Annotated in this window: 18 protein-coding genes and 1 pseudogene; 9 read left to right on the top strand and 10 right to left on the bottom strand. The window is 59.5% G+C overall.

Annotated features, from left to right (window positions below; genetic code table 11):
- Window positions 1-9: 9 nt before the first annotated feature.
- A complete protein-coding gene (ypfJ, locus tag H1Y01_RS05895) occupies window positions 10-963 on the top strand; it encodes a KPN_02809 family neutral zinc metallopeptidase (RefSeq protein WP_180539430.1) in 954 nt (317 codons plus the stop codon).
- On the opposite strand, the gene H1Y01_RS05890 is transcribed toward ypfJ, so the two are convergent.
- From H1Y01_RS05890 to H1Y01_RS05875, 4 genes are read right to left on the bottom strand one after another with little or no spacing between them, the layout of a single operon-like run.
- Window positions 960-1,505 carry a hypothetical protein gene (locus tag H1Y01_RS05890; RefSeq protein WP_180539428.1) on the bottom strand — a complete coding sequence of 182 codons (546 nt, stop codon included), beginning with the start codon at window positions 1,503-1,505 and terminating at the stop codon, window positions 960-962. The two genes, ypfJ and H1Y01_RS05890, sit on opposite strands and share 4 nt — an antisense overlap.
- The gene (locus H1Y01_RS05885; protein ID WP_219341312.1) at window positions 1,502-2,059 is read right to left on the bottom strand and encodes an RNA polymerase sigma factor; all 558 of its coding nucleotides are present in this window, start codon (window positions 2,057-2,059) and stop codon (window positions 1,502-1,504) included. Before H1Y01_RS05885 ends, H1Y01_RS05890 begins: the two co-directional genes overlap by 4 nt.
- Window positions 2,040-2,789 (bottom strand): ABC transporter permease subunit, encoded by a 750-nt coding sequence (locus H1Y01_RS05880; protein ID WP_180539426.1) that lies wholly within the window; start codon window positions 2,787-2,789, stop codon window positions 2,040-2,042. The genes H1Y01_RS05885 and H1Y01_RS05880 overlap by 20 nt, the downstream gene beginning before the upstream one ends.
- On the bottom strand, window positions 2,789-3,529 hold the full coding sequence (locus H1Y01_RS05875) for an ABC transporter ATP-binding protein (RefSeq protein ID WP_180539423.1): 741 nt from the start codon (window positions 3,527-3,529) through the stop codon (window positions 2,789-2,791). The genes H1Y01_RS05880 and H1Y01_RS05875 overlap by 1 nt, the downstream gene beginning before the upstream one ends.
- A 496-nt stretch (window positions 3,530-4,025) precedes the next feature.
- Between H1Y01_RS05875 and H1Y01_RS05870 the strand changes: the two genes are divergently transcribed.
- Both H1Y01_RS05870 and H1Y01_RS05865 read left to right on the top strand, forming a co-directional pair.
- The gene (locus H1Y01_RS05870; RefSeq protein WP_180539422.1) at window positions 4,026-5,759 is read left to right on the top strand and encodes an aryl-sulfate sulfotransferase; all 1,734 of its coding nucleotides are present in this window, start codon (window positions 4,026-4,028) and stop codon (window positions 5,757-5,759) included.
- 54 nt (window positions 5,760-5,813) lie between these two features.
- A complete protein-coding gene (locus H1Y01_RS05865) occupies window positions 5,814-6,965 on the top strand; it encodes a mandelate racemase/muconate lactonizing enzyme family protein (protein ID WP_180539420.1) in 1,152 nt (383 codons plus the stop codon).
- Window positions 6,966-7,067: 102 nt separating this feature from the next.
- On the opposite strand, the gene H1Y01_RS05860 is transcribed toward H1Y01_RS05865, so the two are convergent.
- Together H1Y01_RS05860 and thiD are read right to left on the bottom strand one after the other, a co-directional pair.
- Complete coding sequence (locus H1Y01_RS05860; protein WP_180539419.1) at window positions 7,068-7,301, bottom strand: hypothetical protein; 234 nt, start codon at window positions 7,299-7,301, stop codon at window positions 7,068-7,070.
- A 22-nt stretch (window positions 7,302-7,323) separates the two neighbouring features.
- Window positions 7,324-8,121: a bifunctional hydroxymethylpyrimidine kinase/phosphomethylpyrimidine kinase gene (gene thiD / locus H1Y01_RS05855; protein WP_180539417.1), complete on the bottom strand. Its 798-nt coding sequence runs from the start codon at window positions 8,119-8,121 to the stop codon at window positions 7,324-7,326.
- A gap of 103 nt (window positions 8,122-8,224) precedes the next feature.
- Between thiD and H1Y01_RS05850 the strand changes: the two genes are divergently transcribed.
- Genes H1Y01_RS05850 through H1Y01_RS05825 form a run of 6 tightly spaced genes read left to right on the top strand, consistent with a single transcriptional unit; the run spans window position 8,225 to window position 12,609 of the window.
- On the top strand, window positions 8,225-9,127 hold the full coding sequence (locus H1Y01_RS05850; protein ID WP_257644416.1) for a phosphoribosylaminoimidazolesuccinocarboxamide synthase: 903 nt from the start codon (window positions 8,225-8,227) through the stop codon (window positions 9,125-9,127).
- Window positions 9,124-9,681: a CvpA family protein gene (locus H1Y01_RS05845; RefSeq protein WP_180539413.1), complete on the top strand. Its 558-nt coding sequence runs from the start codon at window positions 9,124-9,126 to the stop codon at window positions 9,679-9,681. Before H1Y01_RS05850 ends, H1Y01_RS05845 begins: the two co-directional genes overlap by 4 nt.
- Window positions 9,682-9,702: 21 nt before the next feature.
- Window positions 9,703-9,975, top strand: a complete 273-nt coding sequence (locus H1Y01_RS05840; RefSeq protein ID WP_180539411.1) for a helix-turn-helix domain-containing protein — start codon at window positions 9,703-9,705, stop codon at window positions 9,973-9,975.
- A 3-nt stretch (window positions 9,976-9,978) separates the two neighbouring features.
- Window positions 9,979-10,629: an HAD family hydrolase gene (locus H1Y01_RS05835; protein ID WP_180539409.1), complete on the top strand. Its 651-nt coding sequence runs from the start codon at window positions 9,979-9,981 to the stop codon at window positions 10,627-10,629.
- Window positions 10,626-11,054: an HIT family protein gene (locus H1Y01_RS05830; protein ID WP_180539407.1), complete on the top strand. Its 429-nt coding sequence runs from the start codon at window positions 10,626-10,628 to the stop codon at window positions 11,052-11,054. Before H1Y01_RS05835 ends, H1Y01_RS05830 begins: the two co-directional genes overlap by 4 nt.
- Window positions 11,038-12,609 (top strand): L-lactate permease, encoded by a 1,572-nt coding sequence (locus H1Y01_RS05825; protein ID WP_180539405.1) that lies wholly within the window; start codon window positions 11,038-11,040, stop codon window positions 12,607-12,609. The genes H1Y01_RS05830 and H1Y01_RS05825 overlap by 17 nt, the downstream gene beginning before the upstream one ends.
- Window positions 12,610-12,646: 37 nt before the next feature.
- Here H1Y01_RS05825 and H1Y01_RS05820 read toward each other — a convergent pair whose 3' ends face one another.
- From H1Y01_RS05820 to H1Y01_RS05805, 4 genes and pseudogenes are all read right to left on the bottom strand, one after another.
- A complete protein-coding gene (locus H1Y01_RS05820; protein WP_180539403.1) occupies window positions 12,647-15,514 on the bottom strand; it encodes a TonB-dependent receptor in 2,868 nt (955 codons plus the stop codon).
- A gap of 36 nt (window positions 15,515-15,550) precedes the next feature.
- Window positions 15,551-16,873 (bottom strand): DUF5666 domain-containing protein, encoded by a 1,323-nt coding sequence (locus H1Y01_RS05815; protein WP_180539402.1) that lies wholly within the window; start codon window positions 16,871-16,873, stop codon window positions 15,551-15,553.
- A 204-nt stretch (window positions 16,874-17,077) separates the two neighbouring features.
- The gene (locus H1Y01_RS05810) at window positions 17,078-17,242 is read right to left on the bottom strand and encodes a lmo0937 family membrane protein (protein ID WP_180539400.1); all 165 of its coding nucleotides are present in this window, start codon (window positions 17,240-17,242) and stop codon (window positions 17,078-17,080) included.
- Window positions 17,243-17,390: 148 nt separating this feature from the next.
- Window positions 17,391-17,725: pseudogene (locus H1Y01_RS05805) on the bottom strand (hypothetical protein); the annotation flags it as partial.

Below are 17,725 nucleotides of genomic sequence, written 5' to 3'. Positions count from 1 at the left end.
ACTGGTGCTATGGATTGGAACCCAGACGGCTCGGACCAGGACATTGAAGATCGCCGCGACTATAGCGGCGGTGGCGGCGGTGGATTCGGAGGCTTCGGCGGCCCTGGGTTTGGCGGCAGCGGCTTCGGCGGCATTCACCTTGGCATCGGCGGAGTGCTGGTCGTAGGCGTTCTTAGCTTGCTGTTCCATCAGAATCTGTTCTCGGTCTTCTCGGGCGGGGGCAGCCCCGACGCCGGTCCAGCTACCAGCCCTGTCACGAACGCGCCCTATCGTTCACCGGTCGCGCCGGGCGGCCAGGGAACCAGCGCGCAGGACGCGCAGGAGAAGCCCGAGTATCAGTTCATCCGGTTCGTGCTCAACGATGTGCAATCCACCTGGGATCGCATCCTTCCCGAGCAGACGGGTCACACCTACCGCCACGCGAAGCTGCTGCTCTATCGCGGCGAATATCCTTCGGCATGCGGAGAGGCGCAGATTGCCATCGGGCCGTTTTACTGTCCCGGCGACCAGAAAGTCTATCTCGATCTCGGCTTCATGAACGAGCTGAAGACCCGCTTCGGAGCGCCGGGCCAGTTCGCGCAGGCGTATGTCGTGGCGCATGAACTCGGACACCACGTCCAGTACCTGCTCGGGATCGAGCAAAAAGTGCGGCGCGAGCAACTGCAGGATCCGCGGGAGCAAAATCCGCTGTCCGTTCGCCTGGAACTGCAGGCCGATTGTTTCGCTGGCGTTTGGGGGAATTCCGCCGAACAGCGCGGCGTGGTGAAGCCGGGCGAAATTCAGGACGGCCTGCGCGCCGCCGCGGCGGTGGGCGACGACCGGTTGCAGCGCATGGCAACCGGCCGTGTGGACCCGGATTCGTTCACCCACGGCACTTCGCGACAGCGGGATACGTGGCTGAGCCGCGGGTTGCAATCCGGCTTGGTTGCGAATTGCAACACCTTCGCGAGTAGTCAGCGCTAAGAGTGCCGCTGCAATTCCAGTAGCTTCTCCAACTCGGCCGTCGTCTTGCGCCGGTACCAAACCAGCCCCAGCACAAAGACGGGCGTCATTACACCGAAGATGATCGCGGGCAAAGGTTCTCTCCTCGCCGGATCCCAGTACAACCACGTGAGGCAGAATGCCATCTCGACGACGTATAGGCCCGCGCCGAACGCCGCGGACGCCAACCTCCGTTGACAGCGGCGAATCGAGAGGTCGAGGAACTCCGCCGTTGACAAGGCCGACGGTGACCATGTCCCGCGCCGATTCACGACCGCGAACGTCCATGCAGCGGCTAAGAACACCCACACGGCCGCGGACAGGACCGCCATCCCGGTGCGCCGGTCCATCATCGCCAGTAGTGTCGAGCCCCCGCCCAGTACAACGGTGATCAGCACTTCCAGCGCAAGGAGCAGGCGCATATTGCGCGACCCGCGTTCCACCTTGCGACGCAAATCCGCCGGCACTTCGGTATCGGCCTGCCACTGCTCGCGCCAGGACTCCAACTCCAGATCCGGCGTCATTGCGAAACCTCCATCAACTCGCGCAACATGTGACGCGCGCGGCTCAAACGAGCGCCCACGTTGCTCTCGGAAATACCCAACACTTGAGCGATCTCCTCATAATCCATACCTTCCAGCGTCATCGTTACCACTTGCTTATAGAGGAGCGGTAAGGTGTGGACCGCCCTCCGTAAACGGGCGCCTTGCTGGTTTCGCGCCGAATCCGCCTCGGGATTCGGCGCCTTGTCCGCCACCTCGATTTCAGCGACTGCCTCCACCTTCTGCGCCCGCTTCTGCGTCAGGTACGTCACGGCCCGGTTGTGCGCAATCCGAAACGTGAACGTGCGTTCGGAACATTCGCCGCGAAAATGGGGCAGCGCGCGCCAGATGGCGAGAGCGATTTCCTGCACCAAGTCATCGCGGTCGGCCGTTGAATCGGTGTAGCTGGAGGCCAGACGCGTCAGTGCGCCGCGGTTCGCCGTCAACAGCCGGTCGAATCGCCTTTCCAGTTCCGCGCGCGCCGTCGCCGCCAATCCGCTCTCCGGGACGGCTTCGCTAGCCGTAGACCACATCATCCTGCTCCAGGCGATCGGCGGCCGCTAGCAGCGCCAGGCCAGCCACGGCCACGGTTACCAGCGTCAGGAAGACGATCCGGAACATGTCCAACTGCCCGCCTCTCATACTCGCCTCCAACTCGAGTTGCTGACCGGCAACCGGCAGGAAGTTCCACCATAACTGACCGGCAACCGGTGAGAAGACCATGAACATGCCGAACCCCATCGGGAGAAAGACCAGCATGGATAAGTAGGTGTTCGCTTCCTTGACACCGCGGCAAACGGTGGACACCCAGATCTCCAGAGCCGCCGCTAACAGCGATAACGCGATCAGACCGAACGAGATCTGCCATGCCGGAACGCGCCGCAGCAGCAGAGCGAAGCCAAGTACGTTGAGTGCAAGGCTCGTAAGCGCGAAGGCCGCGACAGCCAACCACTTCCCCAACAATACGTCCAGCCTGGTTACCGGATGCATCAATAGCGGAAGCAGCGACCGGCGTTCGCGTTCGCCCGCGATGGAATCCATGGCGACATTCATTCCGCCGGAAAAGGCCGATACCAAGGTGAAGACGGACATCATGGCGATAAGAACCGATTGGCCTTCGCCCTGTTTGCCCTGGACCGCGACGGAAACCAGTGAGACCACAACCGGTCCCATGAGGCTGTATACCGCGGCGGACAGCACGGCACGCCGGTCGCGCCAGCTATCCTTCACTTCTTTGCTTGCGATGGTCAGGACTTGGTCTAGCATCACAATCCCTCTGCCGTCCCAGTGAAGGACACGAAGGCATCTTCCAGTGTTCGAACCCTGGCGCGCCGGCAGAGTTCAGCGGGAGTGCCCTGGGCGACAACAATGCCTTGCGCGAGCACCACCACCCGGTCGCACAGCGCCCGCACCTCTTCCAGGACATGGCTGGAGAAGACGATACAAGCGCCCGCATCGCGCGTCCGCTGCAACAGCAGACGCAGGGCGCGGATTGATGGCACATCCAGCCCATTGGTTGGTTCATCCAGCAGCAGGTTCTTCGGGGAGTGAATCAGGGCTCGCCCCAAAGCCGTCTTCATGCGCTCGCCCTGAGAAAAGCCTCCGGTGCGCCGGTCGGCGATCGGCTGCATCCCGAGAAAAGCGATGACTTCCTCGACCCGCTCACGCAGTCTGCGCCACGGGATACCGTGCAGACGGCCCGAAAACGTGAACGTCTCGCGCGGGGTTAATCGCGCATAAAGCCCGGCGTGATCCAACAGGCCGCCGACGTGCCGCTGCAACACCAACGGATCGTCGGCTGGGCCTCCGGAAACCCACGCGCCGTCAATACGAATCTCGCCGCCCCCGGGTTTCAATACCCCGCCGATGGCGCGCAGTGTGGTGGATTTGCCGGCGCCGTTTGCGCCCAGCAGCCCTGTGATTGCGCTGTCGGGCGCGAGGAACGAAACGTCCCGGAGCGCGGCCACGGCGCCGAACTGTTTTTGCAGATTGCGAACTTCAATCATGACAACGGTATAGTCCGTTGCCCGCGGAATTCATTACAAGCGAAAGTGGCGCGGGTAAGAACCCGGGAACCGGCTCACCGAATTCTAATGTATTTCATAGCTGGAAACAAATGTAAATTGCATATGTTTCCACGCATGAGCGTATGAAGGAGTCCCGCAAAAGGTACAAAATCCGAAACGTTCGGATTGCAGCAGTGTTACAAACAAGATTGTCCCTGTTCGCTTCGGAAGACAGGCAAATCAAACCCTAGGAATCCTCAAAACGATGCACGCATGCTCTGCTGCAGCTTTTGTTCTTTTCACCAGCATCTCTCTGCAAGGCGCAATTACAATTACCTCAATCGCCCCGTCACCCACAGCTCCCCAGCCCTATGGCACACCGATCAACTTTAATGTCTCCGCCACGGACACCAACCAGGGTCCCGTGGCATTCAGGTTTGAAGTAGCGTACGAAAAAGACTCTCCTGTGGTATGCCGGAACTTTAACATTGGGACGGTGAACGCAGGCGTCTGGACTGCCCAGCCATTTACATATACTCATCTGGGGCCGGAAGGCACATACACCATAATCGTAACCGCTAAAGACTTTAGCACGGGGGAGACGGCATCGCAATCGACGAGTTATGCATTGACCAGTGCTGTTTCAGGGGGCAAGCTCACGGTACTTCCAACCGAAAATCCGCTGGTGGCGCTGGCGGCGATACCGGGCTGCCCGGTCGGCAGTTCCGTTCGTGCGTATTTCTATGACGTGGCCGTTAAGTCTCCGTTTTTTACAGAGTTTCAGCCGTGTAATGGATCGTTGAGCAGCAGTTTTTACCTGGGAGGTATGTATCCCAATACTCGATACGAGATCGGATATGAAGTTAAGACCGCCGGAACTACTCTGAGCGGCAGCAGTACGGCGACCTTTAAATCCGGGGCTCTGCCCTCACAGTATGTGTTCCCGGTAGGAACTGTGATTCAGCCGGCCACGTCCCAGGCGGATACCGCGGAAGATGTCGTCCTTTACTCGAACCTCAATGTCGATGCCGGTTTGTGGTTCCCCCCGGCGGCCACAGATCTTGCAGGCAACGTGATCTGGTATTACCCGAATGACGACACGAGCCTATTGCTGACGCGACCTTTGGCGGGCGGATACTTCTTCATCCTCGACAAAGGGACTGCATGGAGCAACGGCACCACGCAGACTCTCCAGGTAATTCGGAAGGTAGACTTAGCGGGCAACACTCAAGCAGAGACTAATATCGGGCTGCTCCAGCAGCAGTTGCTCGCAATGGGCGCTACCGACCTGCAATCCTGCGGCAACGTTCCCATTCCGGCGCCGGTCGGATCGGCATGCCTCCTAAGCTTCAGTCACGATTCGATTCTGCTGCCAAATGGAGACTGGGTCATGATCGCTACCATCGAGAAGATATTCCCGCCGGGTACGCAACAAAGTCCGACCGGACTGAACGTCGACATTCTGGGAGACGCCATCATTGTTCTCGATCGCAGTCTGAACCCTGTCTGGTATTGGGACGCGTTCGAACACGACAACGGTGGAACGCAGCTCAACATCAACCGGACAGCCGTGCTCCGCGAATCCTGCGTCATTGGACAAGCCGGCTGCCCCCCGCTTTTCCTGGTCGATACGCCGGGAGTCAATAGCTATGCGAATGACTGGATGCATTCCAACTCGCTCTACTACAATGCGGCGAACGGCAGCATCCTTCTTTCCGTCCGGCATCAGGACTGGGTAATCAGCATTGATTTCGGTAATGGGCTCGGTACGTCCAACGTGCTTTGGCGTATGGGCCTGGATGGTGACTTCACTTTCAATAACATTACGAACAATCCTTATCCGTGGTTCTCCCACCAGCATAATGCCAGTATTGCGCCATCGGGCGATTATATTTTGTTTGATAACGGCAATACCCGGGTGGATCAATTTGGAGGAGACAGCCGCGGTGTCGCTCTAGACGTGGATTTAAGTGCGATGACAGTAACACCCGTTCTTCTCCAGGATCTTGGATACTACTCCGAAGCGGTCGGGAGCGCGCAATTCCTGCCCAACGGTAACTATCACTTTGAAGCAAGTTATGCCGGGCCCGCGGATAGTTACACCTACTCTGAGGAATACTTTCCTTTAGCGGCATTGGTGACGGGTACACAGGTCTTCAACCTGCAAACATCAAACCCGTCGTACCGGAGTTTCCGGATGCCGGATCTATATACGGCGCCGACGAATTAATAGGTTCGAAGACAAGTCCTGGAATCGGTACAGCGGGGACGTTACAATCCAGCCATGCGAATTACTTCTGTCGAGACATTCATGGCTGGGAACCCCTGGAAGAACTGGCTCTTCACGCGCGTTCACACGGACGAAGGGCTTTACGGGATTGGGGAAGGAACGCTGAACTACTTCGCCAAGACCGTTGAAGCCGCGGTCCGCGAACTCTCGCCGCTGATTATCGGGTTAAGCCCTTTCCAGGTCGAAATCGTCTCCCAAAAATTGCTGCGCGACCCCTATTCGGAAGGCGCTCAGATCCACAACAGCGCGGTCGCCTCCATCGAGATCGCGTTGTGGGACATCATCGGTAAAGCTACCGGACAGCCCATTTACAACCTCTGGGGCGGGCGCTGCCACCCGAAGCTGCGGGCGTATGCAAATGGTTGGTATCGCGGTCCGCGCAAGCCGGAGTTCTTTGCCGACAAAGCCAAAATGGTGGCCGGACGCGGATACACGGCGCTCAAGTTCGATCCTTTCGGAAGCGCCTGGCGAATGGTGTCGCGCGCCGAATTCGACCTGGCCCTCGATATCATCGCCGCTGTCCGCGATGCGGTCGGACCCGACGTCGACCTGTTGATCGAAGGCCATTCGCGATTCAATGTCGCAACCGCCGCGCAGTTTGCGGAAGCGATCGCGCGCTTTCGGCCGGCATGGTTCGAGGAACCTGTAAATCATCTGAATATTGGAGCTATCGTGGAAGTCGCGCGGCGCAGTCCGGTTCCGATCGCAACCGGAGAGAGTTTCTCGAACAAGCAACAGTTTGCCGAGCTGTTGTCGCATAACGTGATTAGTATCTTTCAGCCCGAGCCGCTTAGCCTAGGCGGCTTGTTTGCCGCCCGCAAGGTTGCCGATATGGTGGACGCGCATTATGGTGTAATCGCTCCGCATAGCGCGCAAGGCCCGGTTTGTTCCGCGGCCTGCGCGCAGTTGAACGCGTCCATTCCTAACTTCTTCATCCATGAGATCTTCGATGAATTCAACGACCCCTGGGAGAAGGACATCATTGTCAATGGGATTGAGGTCGTGAACGGCTACATTGACATTTCGAATCGCCCCGGTCTCGGGATCGATCTGAACATTGAAGAAATTGCCCGGCACCCCTACCAGCAGGGCAACCATTTGCCTTTATTCCAACCGGGATGGGAGCAGCGCAAAGGCGAAAAGTGACGTTTCGCAGCTTGGCGGATCGCTTGCCTTTCACCCTGTAGTTGATACGGCGCGAACCGGTGGCAGCCGGTCGGATCTGGTATCTGACGAATTGCCGCCGGTTTACTTTGGATCTTTGATCGGAGCCACCACGGCGAGTCCGCGCTTTCGCAGGGCCGACTCTAGCTCGGGCGGCTTCAATCTGGTGGCGTCGTACTCAATCAATAGGGCTGGAGAGGGTGCGGTCTCCACCTTGATCCATTCGACGCCATAGATGCTATGAGCGTCGGCAATGCGTTCCAGCGCCGCCTCGTCGAGTTCGTTTTCCAACTTGAATCGGAGTTGAACTTTGGTCAATCAGAAAGTATAATCGACGCTGCTATGTCGTTTCGCGCGCCCAGAAATCGACCGGTCCGCTTCCCTTCCCGAACCCCGGATGATTTGCGATGGCAGCCGACACGAACTGCTTGGCGCGGCGCACGGCTTCGACCAACGGGAGGCCGTCGGCCAATCCTGCGGTGATCGCAGCCGAATGGACACAACCGGTTCCGTGGGTGTGCCGCGTGGGTATGCGCGGAGATGGATAGAGTTCGATAGTCCCATTGGTTAGTAGCAGGTCCACCGCATCCCCGTCCAGATGTCCGCCCTTGATAAGGACGCTCCTCGCTCCGGTATCCGCCAACGCTCGTGCCGCATCGGCCATTTGATCGATCGTCCGGACCTTTCGGCCGGTTAGTCCTTCGGCTTCTAGAAGGTTGGGCGTCATCAGGTAAGCGAACGGAAGTAAGTGTCTGCGAAGCGCGTCCACACCCGGGTCATCGAGCAGCTTCGCTCCATTCTTGCTTAGCATGACGGGATCAATCACGAGCGGCAAGTTGCGCACGGCGGCGAGCACAGCGGCTACGGCCTCGATGATGCACGCACTGCCGAGCGCTCCGGTCTTGATCGCGGCCGGAGGGATGTCGTCGAGCAGCGCTGCAATCTGATCGCTTACCAGATCCGGTTCGACTAGCTCAATGCGCGATACTCCGCGGGTGTTTTGAACCGTCAGTAGCGTTACGACGGCTTCGCCATAAACTCCGAACCGCTGAAAGGTCTTAAGGTCGGCTTGGATACCCGCGCCGCCGCTTGGATCGGAACCGGCTATCGATAGCGCGATGGAGGGGGCGTGGGACATCTCCTTTTTAAGCTACGGTACGTCTCGTGTTCATCCGGCCGCCGACCGCGCTATCATTGAACGACTCCCCCGAGCACACTCGATCGATGCTGGCGGCGATGGCTTGATTTCAGAAGAAAAGTTACCCCTCTTACAATCCCGCATCCCGTCGCTGGAGCTGCTGGCATCCGGCAAAGTGCGCGAGGTCTATCGCGTGGACGATCGCACGCTGCTGATCGTCGCCACCGACCGGCTCTCGGCTTTCGACGTCGTGCTGCCGGACCCGATTCCACGCAAAGGCGAAGTACTCACGCAGCTTTCCGTGTTCTGGTTCGGATTGCTTGAGCCCCTGGCGAAGAACCACTTTCTGACGGCCGATCTCGCCGCATATCCGCAGGTTTTGCGGCCTTATGCGAACCAGCTTGCCGGGCGCTCGATGCTGGTGAAACGCGCGGATATGATTCCGGTTGAATGCGTTGCGCGAGGCTACCTGGCAGGGTCCGGGTGGAAAGAGTACAGCACGTCACAAGCCGTTTGCGGCATCGCGCTGCCGCCCGGTTTGCGTGACGGCGACCGGTTGCCAGAGCCAATCTTCACGCCGGCGACTAAGGCGGCATCGGGGCACGATGAGAACATCTCATTCGAGCAGATGATTGGGTTGACAGGAAGGGAACTGGCCGAGCGGTTACGCGAACTGACGCTGTCCATTTACTCGCGCGCCGCGGAACATGCCCGCGCGCGGGGCATCATCCTCGCCGACACCAAGTTCGAGTTCGGATTCATCGACGGCGAGCTGGCGCTTTGCGATGAGGTCCTCACGCCGGATTCTTCGCGCTTCTGGCCGGCGGCGACTTGGCAACCCGGCGGTCCGCAGCCGTCGTATGATAAACAGTTTGTGCGCGACTACCTGGAGACCCTCGATTGGAACAAGCAGCCGCCCGCGCCGCATCTCCCACCGAACGTAATCGCTCAAACCAGCGTAAAGTACGTTGAGGCGTATCACGCCCTAACGGGGAGATCTTTATGACTTTCAGCTGGTTGGACGGGGTGATCCTCGTCGTTCTTGTGCTTTCGATAGTAAGTGCGGCGCGGAGGGGATTCTCGCGCGAGGTGATCGGCCTGGCAGCGGCTTTGCTTGGCCTGATTCTGGGGACCTGGTTCTATGGAACCGCGGGCAGTTGGCTCACTCCCTATGTAAGTTCAGCGGACGTGTCTAACTTCCTGGGCTTCCTGCTTGTGTTCATGGGAACGATCGTCGCGGGCGCGATTCTCGGCATGATCGTCAGCCGGATGTTACGAACGGTCGGCCTTTCATGGATCGACCGCGCGCTGGGCGCGGCATTTGGCATTGCGCGAGGGCTGCTGGTTTCCGTAGCGCTGGTCATGATACTGGTCGCTTTCGCTCCGGGTTCCAGCGCTGCCGCTCCTCCGCGCGTTGTGGTCAACTCCCGGCTTGCGCCTTATGTTATTGGAACTTCGCGGCTCCTGACCGAGCTTGCCCCTCACGAACTCAAGGATGAGTTCCACCGCCGCTACGACCAGGTAAAGAACGCCTGGGATGCGCGCGGGCATCACGCCTGACACCGGCAGACAACCTATGCGATGAAAGAAAGTCTTAACGAGTTAGTCGACGGATTAGTGAACACAGGGTTTTTCCTGGAGGAAGCCGTCGAGATACTCGAAAGCCTCATGATCCAAAAGACGTTGTTACGGCGCGGCGGGAACCAGTCGCTTACCGCGAAGGATCTTGGGATTCATCGCAACACGCTGCAACGCAAGATGGTTCAATACAAGCTGGACGGCAAACGGCCGGCGCCCAAACCGCCCGCATCCGCGAACGGCAAGCGCCCGCGGGCAGCGAGCAAGACTTCCTGACACATGCTGCTCATTTTTGACCTTGACGGTACATTGATCGACTCGCGCCTCGATCTGGCTCACTCGGTGAATGCCACGCGCGACTTCATGGGCCTGGAACCGCTCCCGCATGAGACGGTCTACCAATACGTGGGCAACGGGGCGGCCGTTCTGATTCAGCGGGCGCTGGGCGATCTGGGGTCGTCGGAGAATGTCGACAAAGCGCTCCCCTACTTTCTAGGCTACTACTCAGAGCATAAGTTAGATTACACGGAACTCTATCCGGGCGTCCGCGAGACACTAGATACTTTCCTGGCAGCGCGACTACCGATGGCTGTACTTACTAACAAACCAGTCCGCATTTCGAAGGCCATCGTCGAGGAACTAGGATTGACCGGTCATTTCTTCCAGGTCTATGGCGGCAATAGCTTTGAGTTCAAGAAGCCGCATCCGATCGGGATTGAGACTTTAATGCGGGAAGCGGGGATGCCGCATGAACGGACGCTGATGGTGGGCGATAGCTCGGTGGACGTACAGACGGCCCGCAATGCGCACGTACGGTGCTGCGGAGTTACCTGGGGGTTTCAGCCGGAGACGCTGGTGCAGCATCCGCCTGATATTCTCGTAGACCGGCTGGATCAACTCGCGGACATCGTCCTCCCACAAAGTTCATGAAAAGCGAATGCGTGTTCTGTAAGATTGCTTCGGGGACTCTTCCGACAGATATCATCGCTGAGGACGAGCATACCCTGACATTTCTGGATAACAACCCGATGTTTCCGGGACACATGCTGGTTGTTCCGCGACGGCACTCGGAGACGCTGACCGAGTTGCCGGATAGCGAGATCGCTCCGCTGTTCAAGCAGGTGCGGCGCGCGACGGAGGCGTTGATCAGCGGGCTCGGCGCGGAAGGCTCGTTCATGGCCATCAACCACAAGATCAGCCAGAGCGTGCCGCATCTTCATGTCCATGTGATTCCCCGAACCAAAGGCGACGGGATGAAGGGCTTTTTCTGGCCGCGGCGCGGTTACCACAACGACGAGCATCGCGGCGAGACTGTGGCTAAGCTTCGCGCCGCTTTCAATGCCCTGGCAACATAACTACGAGCCGCTGGGAAGTATCGCGGGGTCCGCGGCAATCGCGGCGATCCCGATTGCCGTCCTGCTTCTCTTACTCGGCATCCTACGTAAACCCGCATGGTTGTCGGCGCTCGCGGGACTTATCGCTGCCGCATTAGTGGCTGCGTTCTTCTACGGAATGCCGGCCGGCCTGATTGCTTCGGCGATCGGTTACGGCGCGGCGTTCGGACTATTCCCGATCGGCTGGATCGTATTCGCGGCCATCCTGCTCTTCAACATCACGGTTGCGACCGGGCAGTTCGAAGTCTTAAAGCAGTCTTTGGCGGCGATCACGACAGATCGCACCATGCAGGCACTGCTGATCGCGTTCGCATTCGGCGCCTTCCTTGAGGGGGCGGCGGGCTTCGGAGCGCCGGTTGCGATCGCATCCTCGATGTTAGTCGCGATTGGTTTTGAGCCGTTCGCGGCGGCGGCGATTTGTCTGTTGGCGAACACCGCGCCGGTCGCGTTCGGGTCGATCGGCATTCCGTTGGCGACACTCGCGGCAGTTACCGGCTTACCTCTGGCGCAGCTTAGCGCCGATGTAGGCCGACTTTGCGCGCCCGTCTCCAGCATACTCCCAGCGTACGTCGTCGTCGTGCTCAGCGGGTGGACGGGTTTACGGCGCATGCTGGGGACCGCGATCTCGTGCGGCGCGGCGTTCGCTGTAACGCAGCTGCTTGTGTCCAACTTAGTGGGTCCGGAACTTACGGACATTCTCTCCTCTCTGGCCGCGATCGTGGCGCTGCTGATCGCCGAGCGCCTCTCCGATCGGCCGCGATTGCGGCCCGCGGTTACCGGCCGTGCGATGGCGACCGCGTGGCTTCCTTACGGGGTTCTGGTGCTGTTTGTGTTGGCCTGGGGTATCAAGCCCGTACAGCGCTTATTGCAGCTTCCCACGTTCGCATTCGGCTGGCCCGGCCTTCACAACCTGATCCAGCGCATGCCGCCCGCCGCGGCACACGCGTCACTCTATCCGGCTATCTATAGCTTCAACTGGCTGGCCGCATCCGGTACGTCCTGCATGTTCGCGGCGCTGGTATCGGCGTTCCTACTGCGGATGCCTCCGCGCCAGTTTGCGCGAACCTTCGTGCAGACGGTGCGGCAGCTTTGGGTCGCGGAAGCTACCGTCGCCGCCGTACTTGCTCTGGCGTTTCTGATGAACTACTCCGGAGCTACGGCAACTCTCGGACTCGCATTTGCCGCGACCGGCGCGGCGTTCCCGTTCTTCAGCGCCCTGCTGGGGTGGCTCGGCGTGTTTCTGACGGGCTCGGATACTTCGGCGAACGCGCTGTTCGGCAACTTACAAGTAGTTAGTGCGAACCGGCTGGGATTAGATCCCGTGCTAATGGCTGCGGCCAACTCGAGCGGCGGGGTGATGGGTAAGATGATCAGCCTTACTAGTATTGCGGTTGCCGCGGCGGCGACTTCGTTACAGAAGGGCGATGAGAGCCGGTTGTTCCGGTTCACGTTGCGGCATAGTATCTTGCTGGCGAGCGCGATCGGGTTGATCACGCTGTTGTACGCGCGGATGTAGAAACCGGTCGCTTACGCTCGCGGCTCAGTAACCAACGTTAGAAGGCGAAGCGGATGCCGAACTCGAGGCGGCGGTTATCGGCGCTCGATCCGCCGGGGCCGAAGTTGGCCAGCTGATTCGATTCTCCGAAGAACGGCGAGGTAATCACGCCGATAGGGTTCGCGTAGTTCACGGTGTTGAATAGATTGCGCGCCTGCGCCGTTAGAGTCAGGTTGTACTTACGTCCCGTGGATGCGTCACCGAACATTCCACCTCCGCCGCCGCGCGGGCCGCCACCGCCCGGGCCGCCGCCACCGGGGCCGCCGCCGGGACCACGGCCGCCGCCTACGCCGCCGCCCTGACCCTGATAGGTGCTGCCGGTCTTCTCGCCGAAGCCCCAGGTCTTACTCACCCGCAAGTTGAACACAAAGAACGAAGGCCCGTTGCCGGAGTTCCGCGGGATCATGACTTCGCCCGGAGTGTAGATCGTCTCGAACTTACCGTATTGGTTGCAGACTACGCCCGAAGTTCCGCAGGGAAGAGTCGTGATGAAAGGACGCTCGGTGTACGCCGTGGTATCTAGATAGTCATCGCCGTCCGTGATATTGAAAGGCTGACTCGATCGGTACACCATGAATGGGCTGAAGCGGAGACCGTATCGCGCGGTGACGGAACCGCCAAAGAACAGGCGCTGGCGGGAGTCGAACTGAGCGCGCGAATAGTCCTCGCCGATGTTGTAGGGATTCGCGGGGAAGGTGCCAATCCCGTCCGTGTCACTGCGGGCCCAATTCAGCGTGTACCAGGAGAACAGCGAGACGGCGGGAACTACCGCGGTATTGAAGCTGACAATGAGCTGGCGCTGATTGAAGACTCCGTCCGACTCGTAGTTATAGATATTGCCGGCGGCGGCTCCATAGGGTTGCGCGTTCCCGTAAGCAGGATCGGGAGAATTGATGTTATCGGTCAGATACTGATAGATGCCGCGGGTGACCATGAAATTGACCGCTAGCCGGCTGTTGCGCGGGAGCGCCCGCTCGACGCCGATCGCGCCTTGAATCGACTCCGGCGCATGCAGGTTGGGGTCTACCTGATAGACCGTCTGGGGAGACGAGGCGGCTGCCAGCTGGGCCGCCGTGGGAGTGGTCCCGAAGAACTGCGGGTTTTGAATCAGATACTGCTGGATCGTATGACCGTAAATCTGTGCGTTCAGCGAGTAGTTATACATGAAGCGGTCGTAGAAAATACCCGCGCCGCCGCGGATGACCGTCTTGCCCTGCTTGTTGCCCTTGCTATCCGGAGACCAGGCGAAACCGAACCGCGGCGCGATGTCCTTGAAGTCGCTGATCTGGTTCTGGATTTCATACCGCAGCCCAAAGTTCAGAGTCAGGTTCGGCTTGATGCGCCAGTCGTCCTGAAAGAAGAGTCCGGCATCCACCATGTCGATCGAAGCGTAAGGGCTGCCGGTCGAAATACTGAACTGGGAAGGAAACGCAAGACCCTGCAGCGCGAGCTGGTACTGCTGCAGCGACGTTTCCCCGGGGCCGCCGGCAAACAGGTAAGTTCCGAGGAAGTTAGCGGGATCGTCCTGCGAGTATTGATAACTGCGGATGCGCAGCCCCCATTTAATGGTCTGCGCACCCTTGGTTTGCGAGGTGTAGTTCTGTAACTCAAAGTTAGTCAGCGAGTTTGTGTTTTTTGCAGTCGAACTCCCGCCATCAACTAAGGTGCTCCCCACATCGATGGTCGTCCCGGTCTGAACGGGGTTGTTTGTCGTAGAGTCCCGGAGCCACCGGAACCGGGTCTCATTGATCGTGCTGGCTCCGAGCACCGCGGTATCCGTGACTTGGATGGAGTTCTCGTACATGGTCGTATTCACGCCCTGCGTGGCGTACGAAAAGCTCCCGACTCCGCCATTGGTGATGTCGTTCTGCAGGTAGCTGTACTTAAGGATCAAAGTATTGTTGGGAGTTAGCTGGTAATCGACGCGGGGACTGAAGTCCGTCCGCTTTTGCGGCGCGGCTACAGCCTGGTTGAATTGTGTAGCTACGAAAGTCGTCGGGTTGACGAGGTAAGCGTCAACGACGCCCGAATCATCGATCAGGCGCTGCTCGAAATCGAAAAATATGGAGGTTTTCTTATTGAGGGCGCCGGTTAGATTTCCGCCATACTGGCGCGTGCTGAAATCCGGGGCCACGGTTAATAGAGGGTTGCGCGCGTTGAAGATGCCATCGCTGTCGTTGAAAAATGCCTGGCCGTGCCACTTATCGCTTCCGGGCTTGGTAAGAATCTCGATGCGGCCATAACCCAGGCGATCGTACTCGGAGGAGAACGGGTTCTGATTGATGCGGATTTCACGAATGGACTCCTTGGGAGGCAGCCGGCCTCCGGTAAATCCATCGATATAGATTTGTCCGCCGTTGGGGCCGGCGGCCGGTCCGGCTAACTGCTGTAAGTCGGTTTCCAGATCGTCCGGATCGTCGGGCAGCGCGTCAATCTCGGCCTGCCGGAGTACAAGGGCGTTCGCATTCTGCGAAGGGTCGACACTTACCGTGTTGAGCGCCTCGCCCTGGACAGTTACAGTTTGCGCCTGAGTGGCGAGTTTCAATTGCGCGCTGAAGGTAGCTTGTTGCCCTGGGGTGAATTGGATCCGGGTTTCGACGGGGGTGAAACCGAAATGCGAGACGCGCAGTGTATAAGTGCCGGGCAGAATGCCGGCTAGTTGAAACGCCCCCTTGATATCGGTTTGCCCGGTTTTGACGATCGCACCAGCCTTGAGAAGCGTGATGTCCGCCGCGGGGATGGACGCGTTGGTCTCATCGGTGATGGTTCCGGTCAGCGCCGCAACGGTTTGGGCGGGGAGCCGCCAAACGGTAACGCTCAGTAAGAACAGGCAAATAGAGATGGATCGTCTTAAAGGTAGTTTCATTCGATTTTCGTCGTCGTTTCGGTTGATACAGAGGTTCTACTGCGGCATCGCCATATCGAGGTTCCACATGCCGGCCTCGAACGATCCGCGATTTTGTCTGCTGGTCGGCGTCGCCGCGAGGATGGGCTCAACTCCCGCAACCAGGGTTACTGCCATGACGCGCGACGGGTCCGATCCGTTAGTGCTGGAAATGATTAATGCGTCACCGGGCTTCAGGTCAGCGAGGGCGACCTGGGGACTTCGCTCGAGAACCTGATTCAGGTCCATGTGCATGGGCCGGCTGCCGGGATCGCCGCCAGCTCCGCCCTGATTCCAGGACGATCCGGCTGCCCCGGGGTGCGCGGCGGCGATCGCGTTGGGCGCGCCTGGGCCGTTATAACCGGGGTGACTATCGGGACCGCCTTGTCCCTGACGCGCATCGGAGCCGGCATTGGCTCCCGGAGTAGCGCCTGGAGTACCCGCATTCGCGGGATTATTCTGACTCATTCGGGCCAGCATCGCCGCTAATCCGGGAGGGATTTTGCGCATATTGGTGTCGGCATTGACCGCGACCGTAACGGGCTGCTTGGTTAGAAGATCGTTCACCTTGATGGTGTTGCCGGCCGCATCGACCGAGACAACGGTGCCGGCCACATTGCGGAAAGATCCGGAGACAAGCTGCTCGGCGTGGATGGACGCGCCGTCCGCCGATTTATCGCCGAGAACCCGAACGTTGTTGCCGACCGCGATCTCGCCGAAGTCGCTCTTTTTGGCGTCGGCAAACCGGATGCTGTCCGGAGCGTAGCGGCGGAACTTAGTGGTCGCGTCGGTTTGAACGGTAAGAGGGTGCGGGCCGCCGGGTCCCTGGACGCGGATGGTCACGGTCTTGGCGGCAGGGTCGACCGCAGTGACGCGCCCCGCGGCTCCGCGCGTCTGCCATTCGGCGCTAGCTGCCTGCTGGCGCTCGGCAACCTGGGTCTTCGACATAACGATGACGGAGACTGCGGGTCCGGGAGCTTGCCCATCCGCCTGGCGGCTGCGGGCATACACGCGATCGCCTTCTGAGATGTCTTTGAGTTCAATGCGGGAGGCTTTTTTCAGATCCTTTTCGCCGGGCGGGACCTGCATGTAGGAAGTGTTGGAGTCGAGGAGGACGTCAACGGTCGCGCCCGTGTCGGGTTTGACGGTGATTTTGGAGCCGTCGGAGGACACGGCTACAACGGAACCGATGACCTTGCTGTATTGAGACTTCGCGGGTGCGCTGCCTGCCGCAGCATCCTGCGCGCGCGCCGCGCCGAGGGGTGCAACGGCGCAAAGGGCCGCGGCACAGAGAGCGGCCTGCAGAGCAGCCGGAAAATAAACATTCGCGATTCGCAACATTCCTCTTAAAGATTAACGCCGCTCAATCATCGAAGGTAACACCGGGACGCAATTTCATCGATGCGCGGCGTCCGCCGACCCGTTTCGTTGGGTAGAAGCGCAAAGGGCGCGATCCCGCGCCGCCAAAACCATAAAGGAACCCGTGAAAGCCTGGCGGTGCGGGGCGCGCTCCGTTTTGCGCGAGTTCCTCAAACGTTGCGGCGATCAGGCGGCTCTGCGTCCACGGACGAAGTGTAAGATTAACGCGATCACGGCGAAGACCAGGAGCAGGTGAATGAGGCCGCCGGCGATGTGAAATGCGGCCCAGGCGACGATCCATCCTACGAAGAGCACGAAAAACAGGATCAGAAAGAGGAAATCGCGGATCATACGAGTTGTTTATTACCTCGGTGGCGCTTATTGCATGCTTACTGCCATACAGTTGGCGCGGAGGGGAAGGGACCGCTCCGTTGCCGTCGCGGCTCGGTAACGTTCACAGCCAAGGATGAAAAGGGCCACACGCTCCCGGGTGGTACGGTCAGGCTGCTTTGGCCAGATCGTTATGACCGTGCTGGCGAAGCCATTGACGAAGCTTTTCCTTCTTCAACGGGCCGGTGAATTTGGGCATGCCGGCGGGAAACGCGGTGGGGGAGGAAAGCGGCGGAACGAAGCCAGAATCGGTGGGAGCGGCGGCAGCGGGCGGAGGGCGCGGGGGCGCTGCTTGCTGGGCGATGAGGGCCGGCAACTCGATTTCTTGTACGTCGGATTGTTCGAGGAGCGATCGAGTTTGGCGGAACTTCACCAGGTTAAGGAGCTTGGTTTCGGCAAGTTCCGCGCGACGGAATAAACGGGCTTCGGCGAGCCAGAGTTGAT

Origin of the sequence: Nevskia soli (assembly GCF_903970205.1) — a bacterium.
In the GTDB taxonomy this organism is placed as follows: Bacteria; Acidobacteriota; Terriglobia; order Bryobacterales; family Bryobacteraceae; genus Bog-113.
Note: the sequence above shows the minus strand (reverse complement) of the source record. Positions and strands in the feature narration are given on the sequence as shown.

Coding starts and splice junctions, on each gene's coding strand:
- thiD (WP_180539417.1), bottom strand. CDS start 8,121: ATGTCCCACGCCCCCTCCATCGCGCTATCGATAGCCGGTTCCGATCCA.
- H1Y01_RS05820 (WP_180539403.1), bottom strand. CDS start 15,514: ATGAAACTACCTTTAAGACGATCCATCTCTATTTGCCTGTTCTTACTG.
- H1Y01_RS05885 (WP_219341312.1), bottom strand. CDS start 2,059: ATGATGTGGTCTACGGCTAGCGAAGCCGTCCCGGAGAGCGGATTGGCG.
- H1Y01_RS05875 (WP_180539423.1), bottom strand. CDS start 3,529: ATGATTGAAGTTCGCAATCTGCAAAAACAGTTCGGCGCCGTGGCCGCG.
- H1Y01_RS05835 (WP_180539409.1), top strand. CDS start 9,979: ATGCTGCTCATTTTTGACCTTGACGGTACATTGATCGACTCGCGCCTC.
- H1Y01_RS05890 (WP_180539428.1), bottom strand. CDS start 1,505: ATGACGCCGGATCTGGAGTTGGAGTCCTGGCGCGAGCAGTGGCAGGCC.
- ypfJ (WP_180539430.1), top strand. CDS start 10: ATGGATTGGAACCCAGACGGCTCGGACCAGGACATTGAAGATCGCCGC.
- H1Y01_RS05845 (WP_180539413.1), top strand. CDS start 9,124: ATGACTTTCAGCTGGTTGGACGGGGTGATCCTCGTCGTTCTTGTGCTT.
- H1Y01_RS05880 (WP_180539426.1), bottom strand. CDS start 2,789: ATGCTAGACCAAGTCCTGACCATCGCAAGCAAAGAAGTGAAGGATAGC.
- H1Y01_RS05815 (WP_180539402.1), bottom strand. CDS start 16,873: ATGTTGCGAATCGCGAATGTTTATTTTCCGGCTGCTCTGCAGGCCGCT.
- H1Y01_RS05830 (WP_180539407.1), top strand. CDS start 10,626: ATGAAAAGCGAATGCGTGTTCTGTAAGATTGCTTCGGGGACTCTTCCG.
- H1Y01_RS05810 (WP_180539400.1), bottom strand. CDS start 17,242: ATGATCCGCGATTTCCTCTTTCTGATCCTGTTTTTCGTGCTCTTCGTA.
- H1Y01_RS05865 (WP_180539420.1), top strand. CDS start 5,814: ATGCGAATTACTTCTGTCGAGACATTCATGGCTGGGAACCCCTGGAAG.
- H1Y01_RS05825 (WP_180539405.1), top strand. CDS start 11,038: ATGCCCTGGCAACATAACTACGAGCCGCTGGGAAGTATCGCGGGGTCC.
- H1Y01_RS05840 (WP_180539411.1), top strand. CDS start 9,703: ATGAAAGAAAGTCTTAACGAGTTAGTCGACGGATTAGTGAACACAGGG.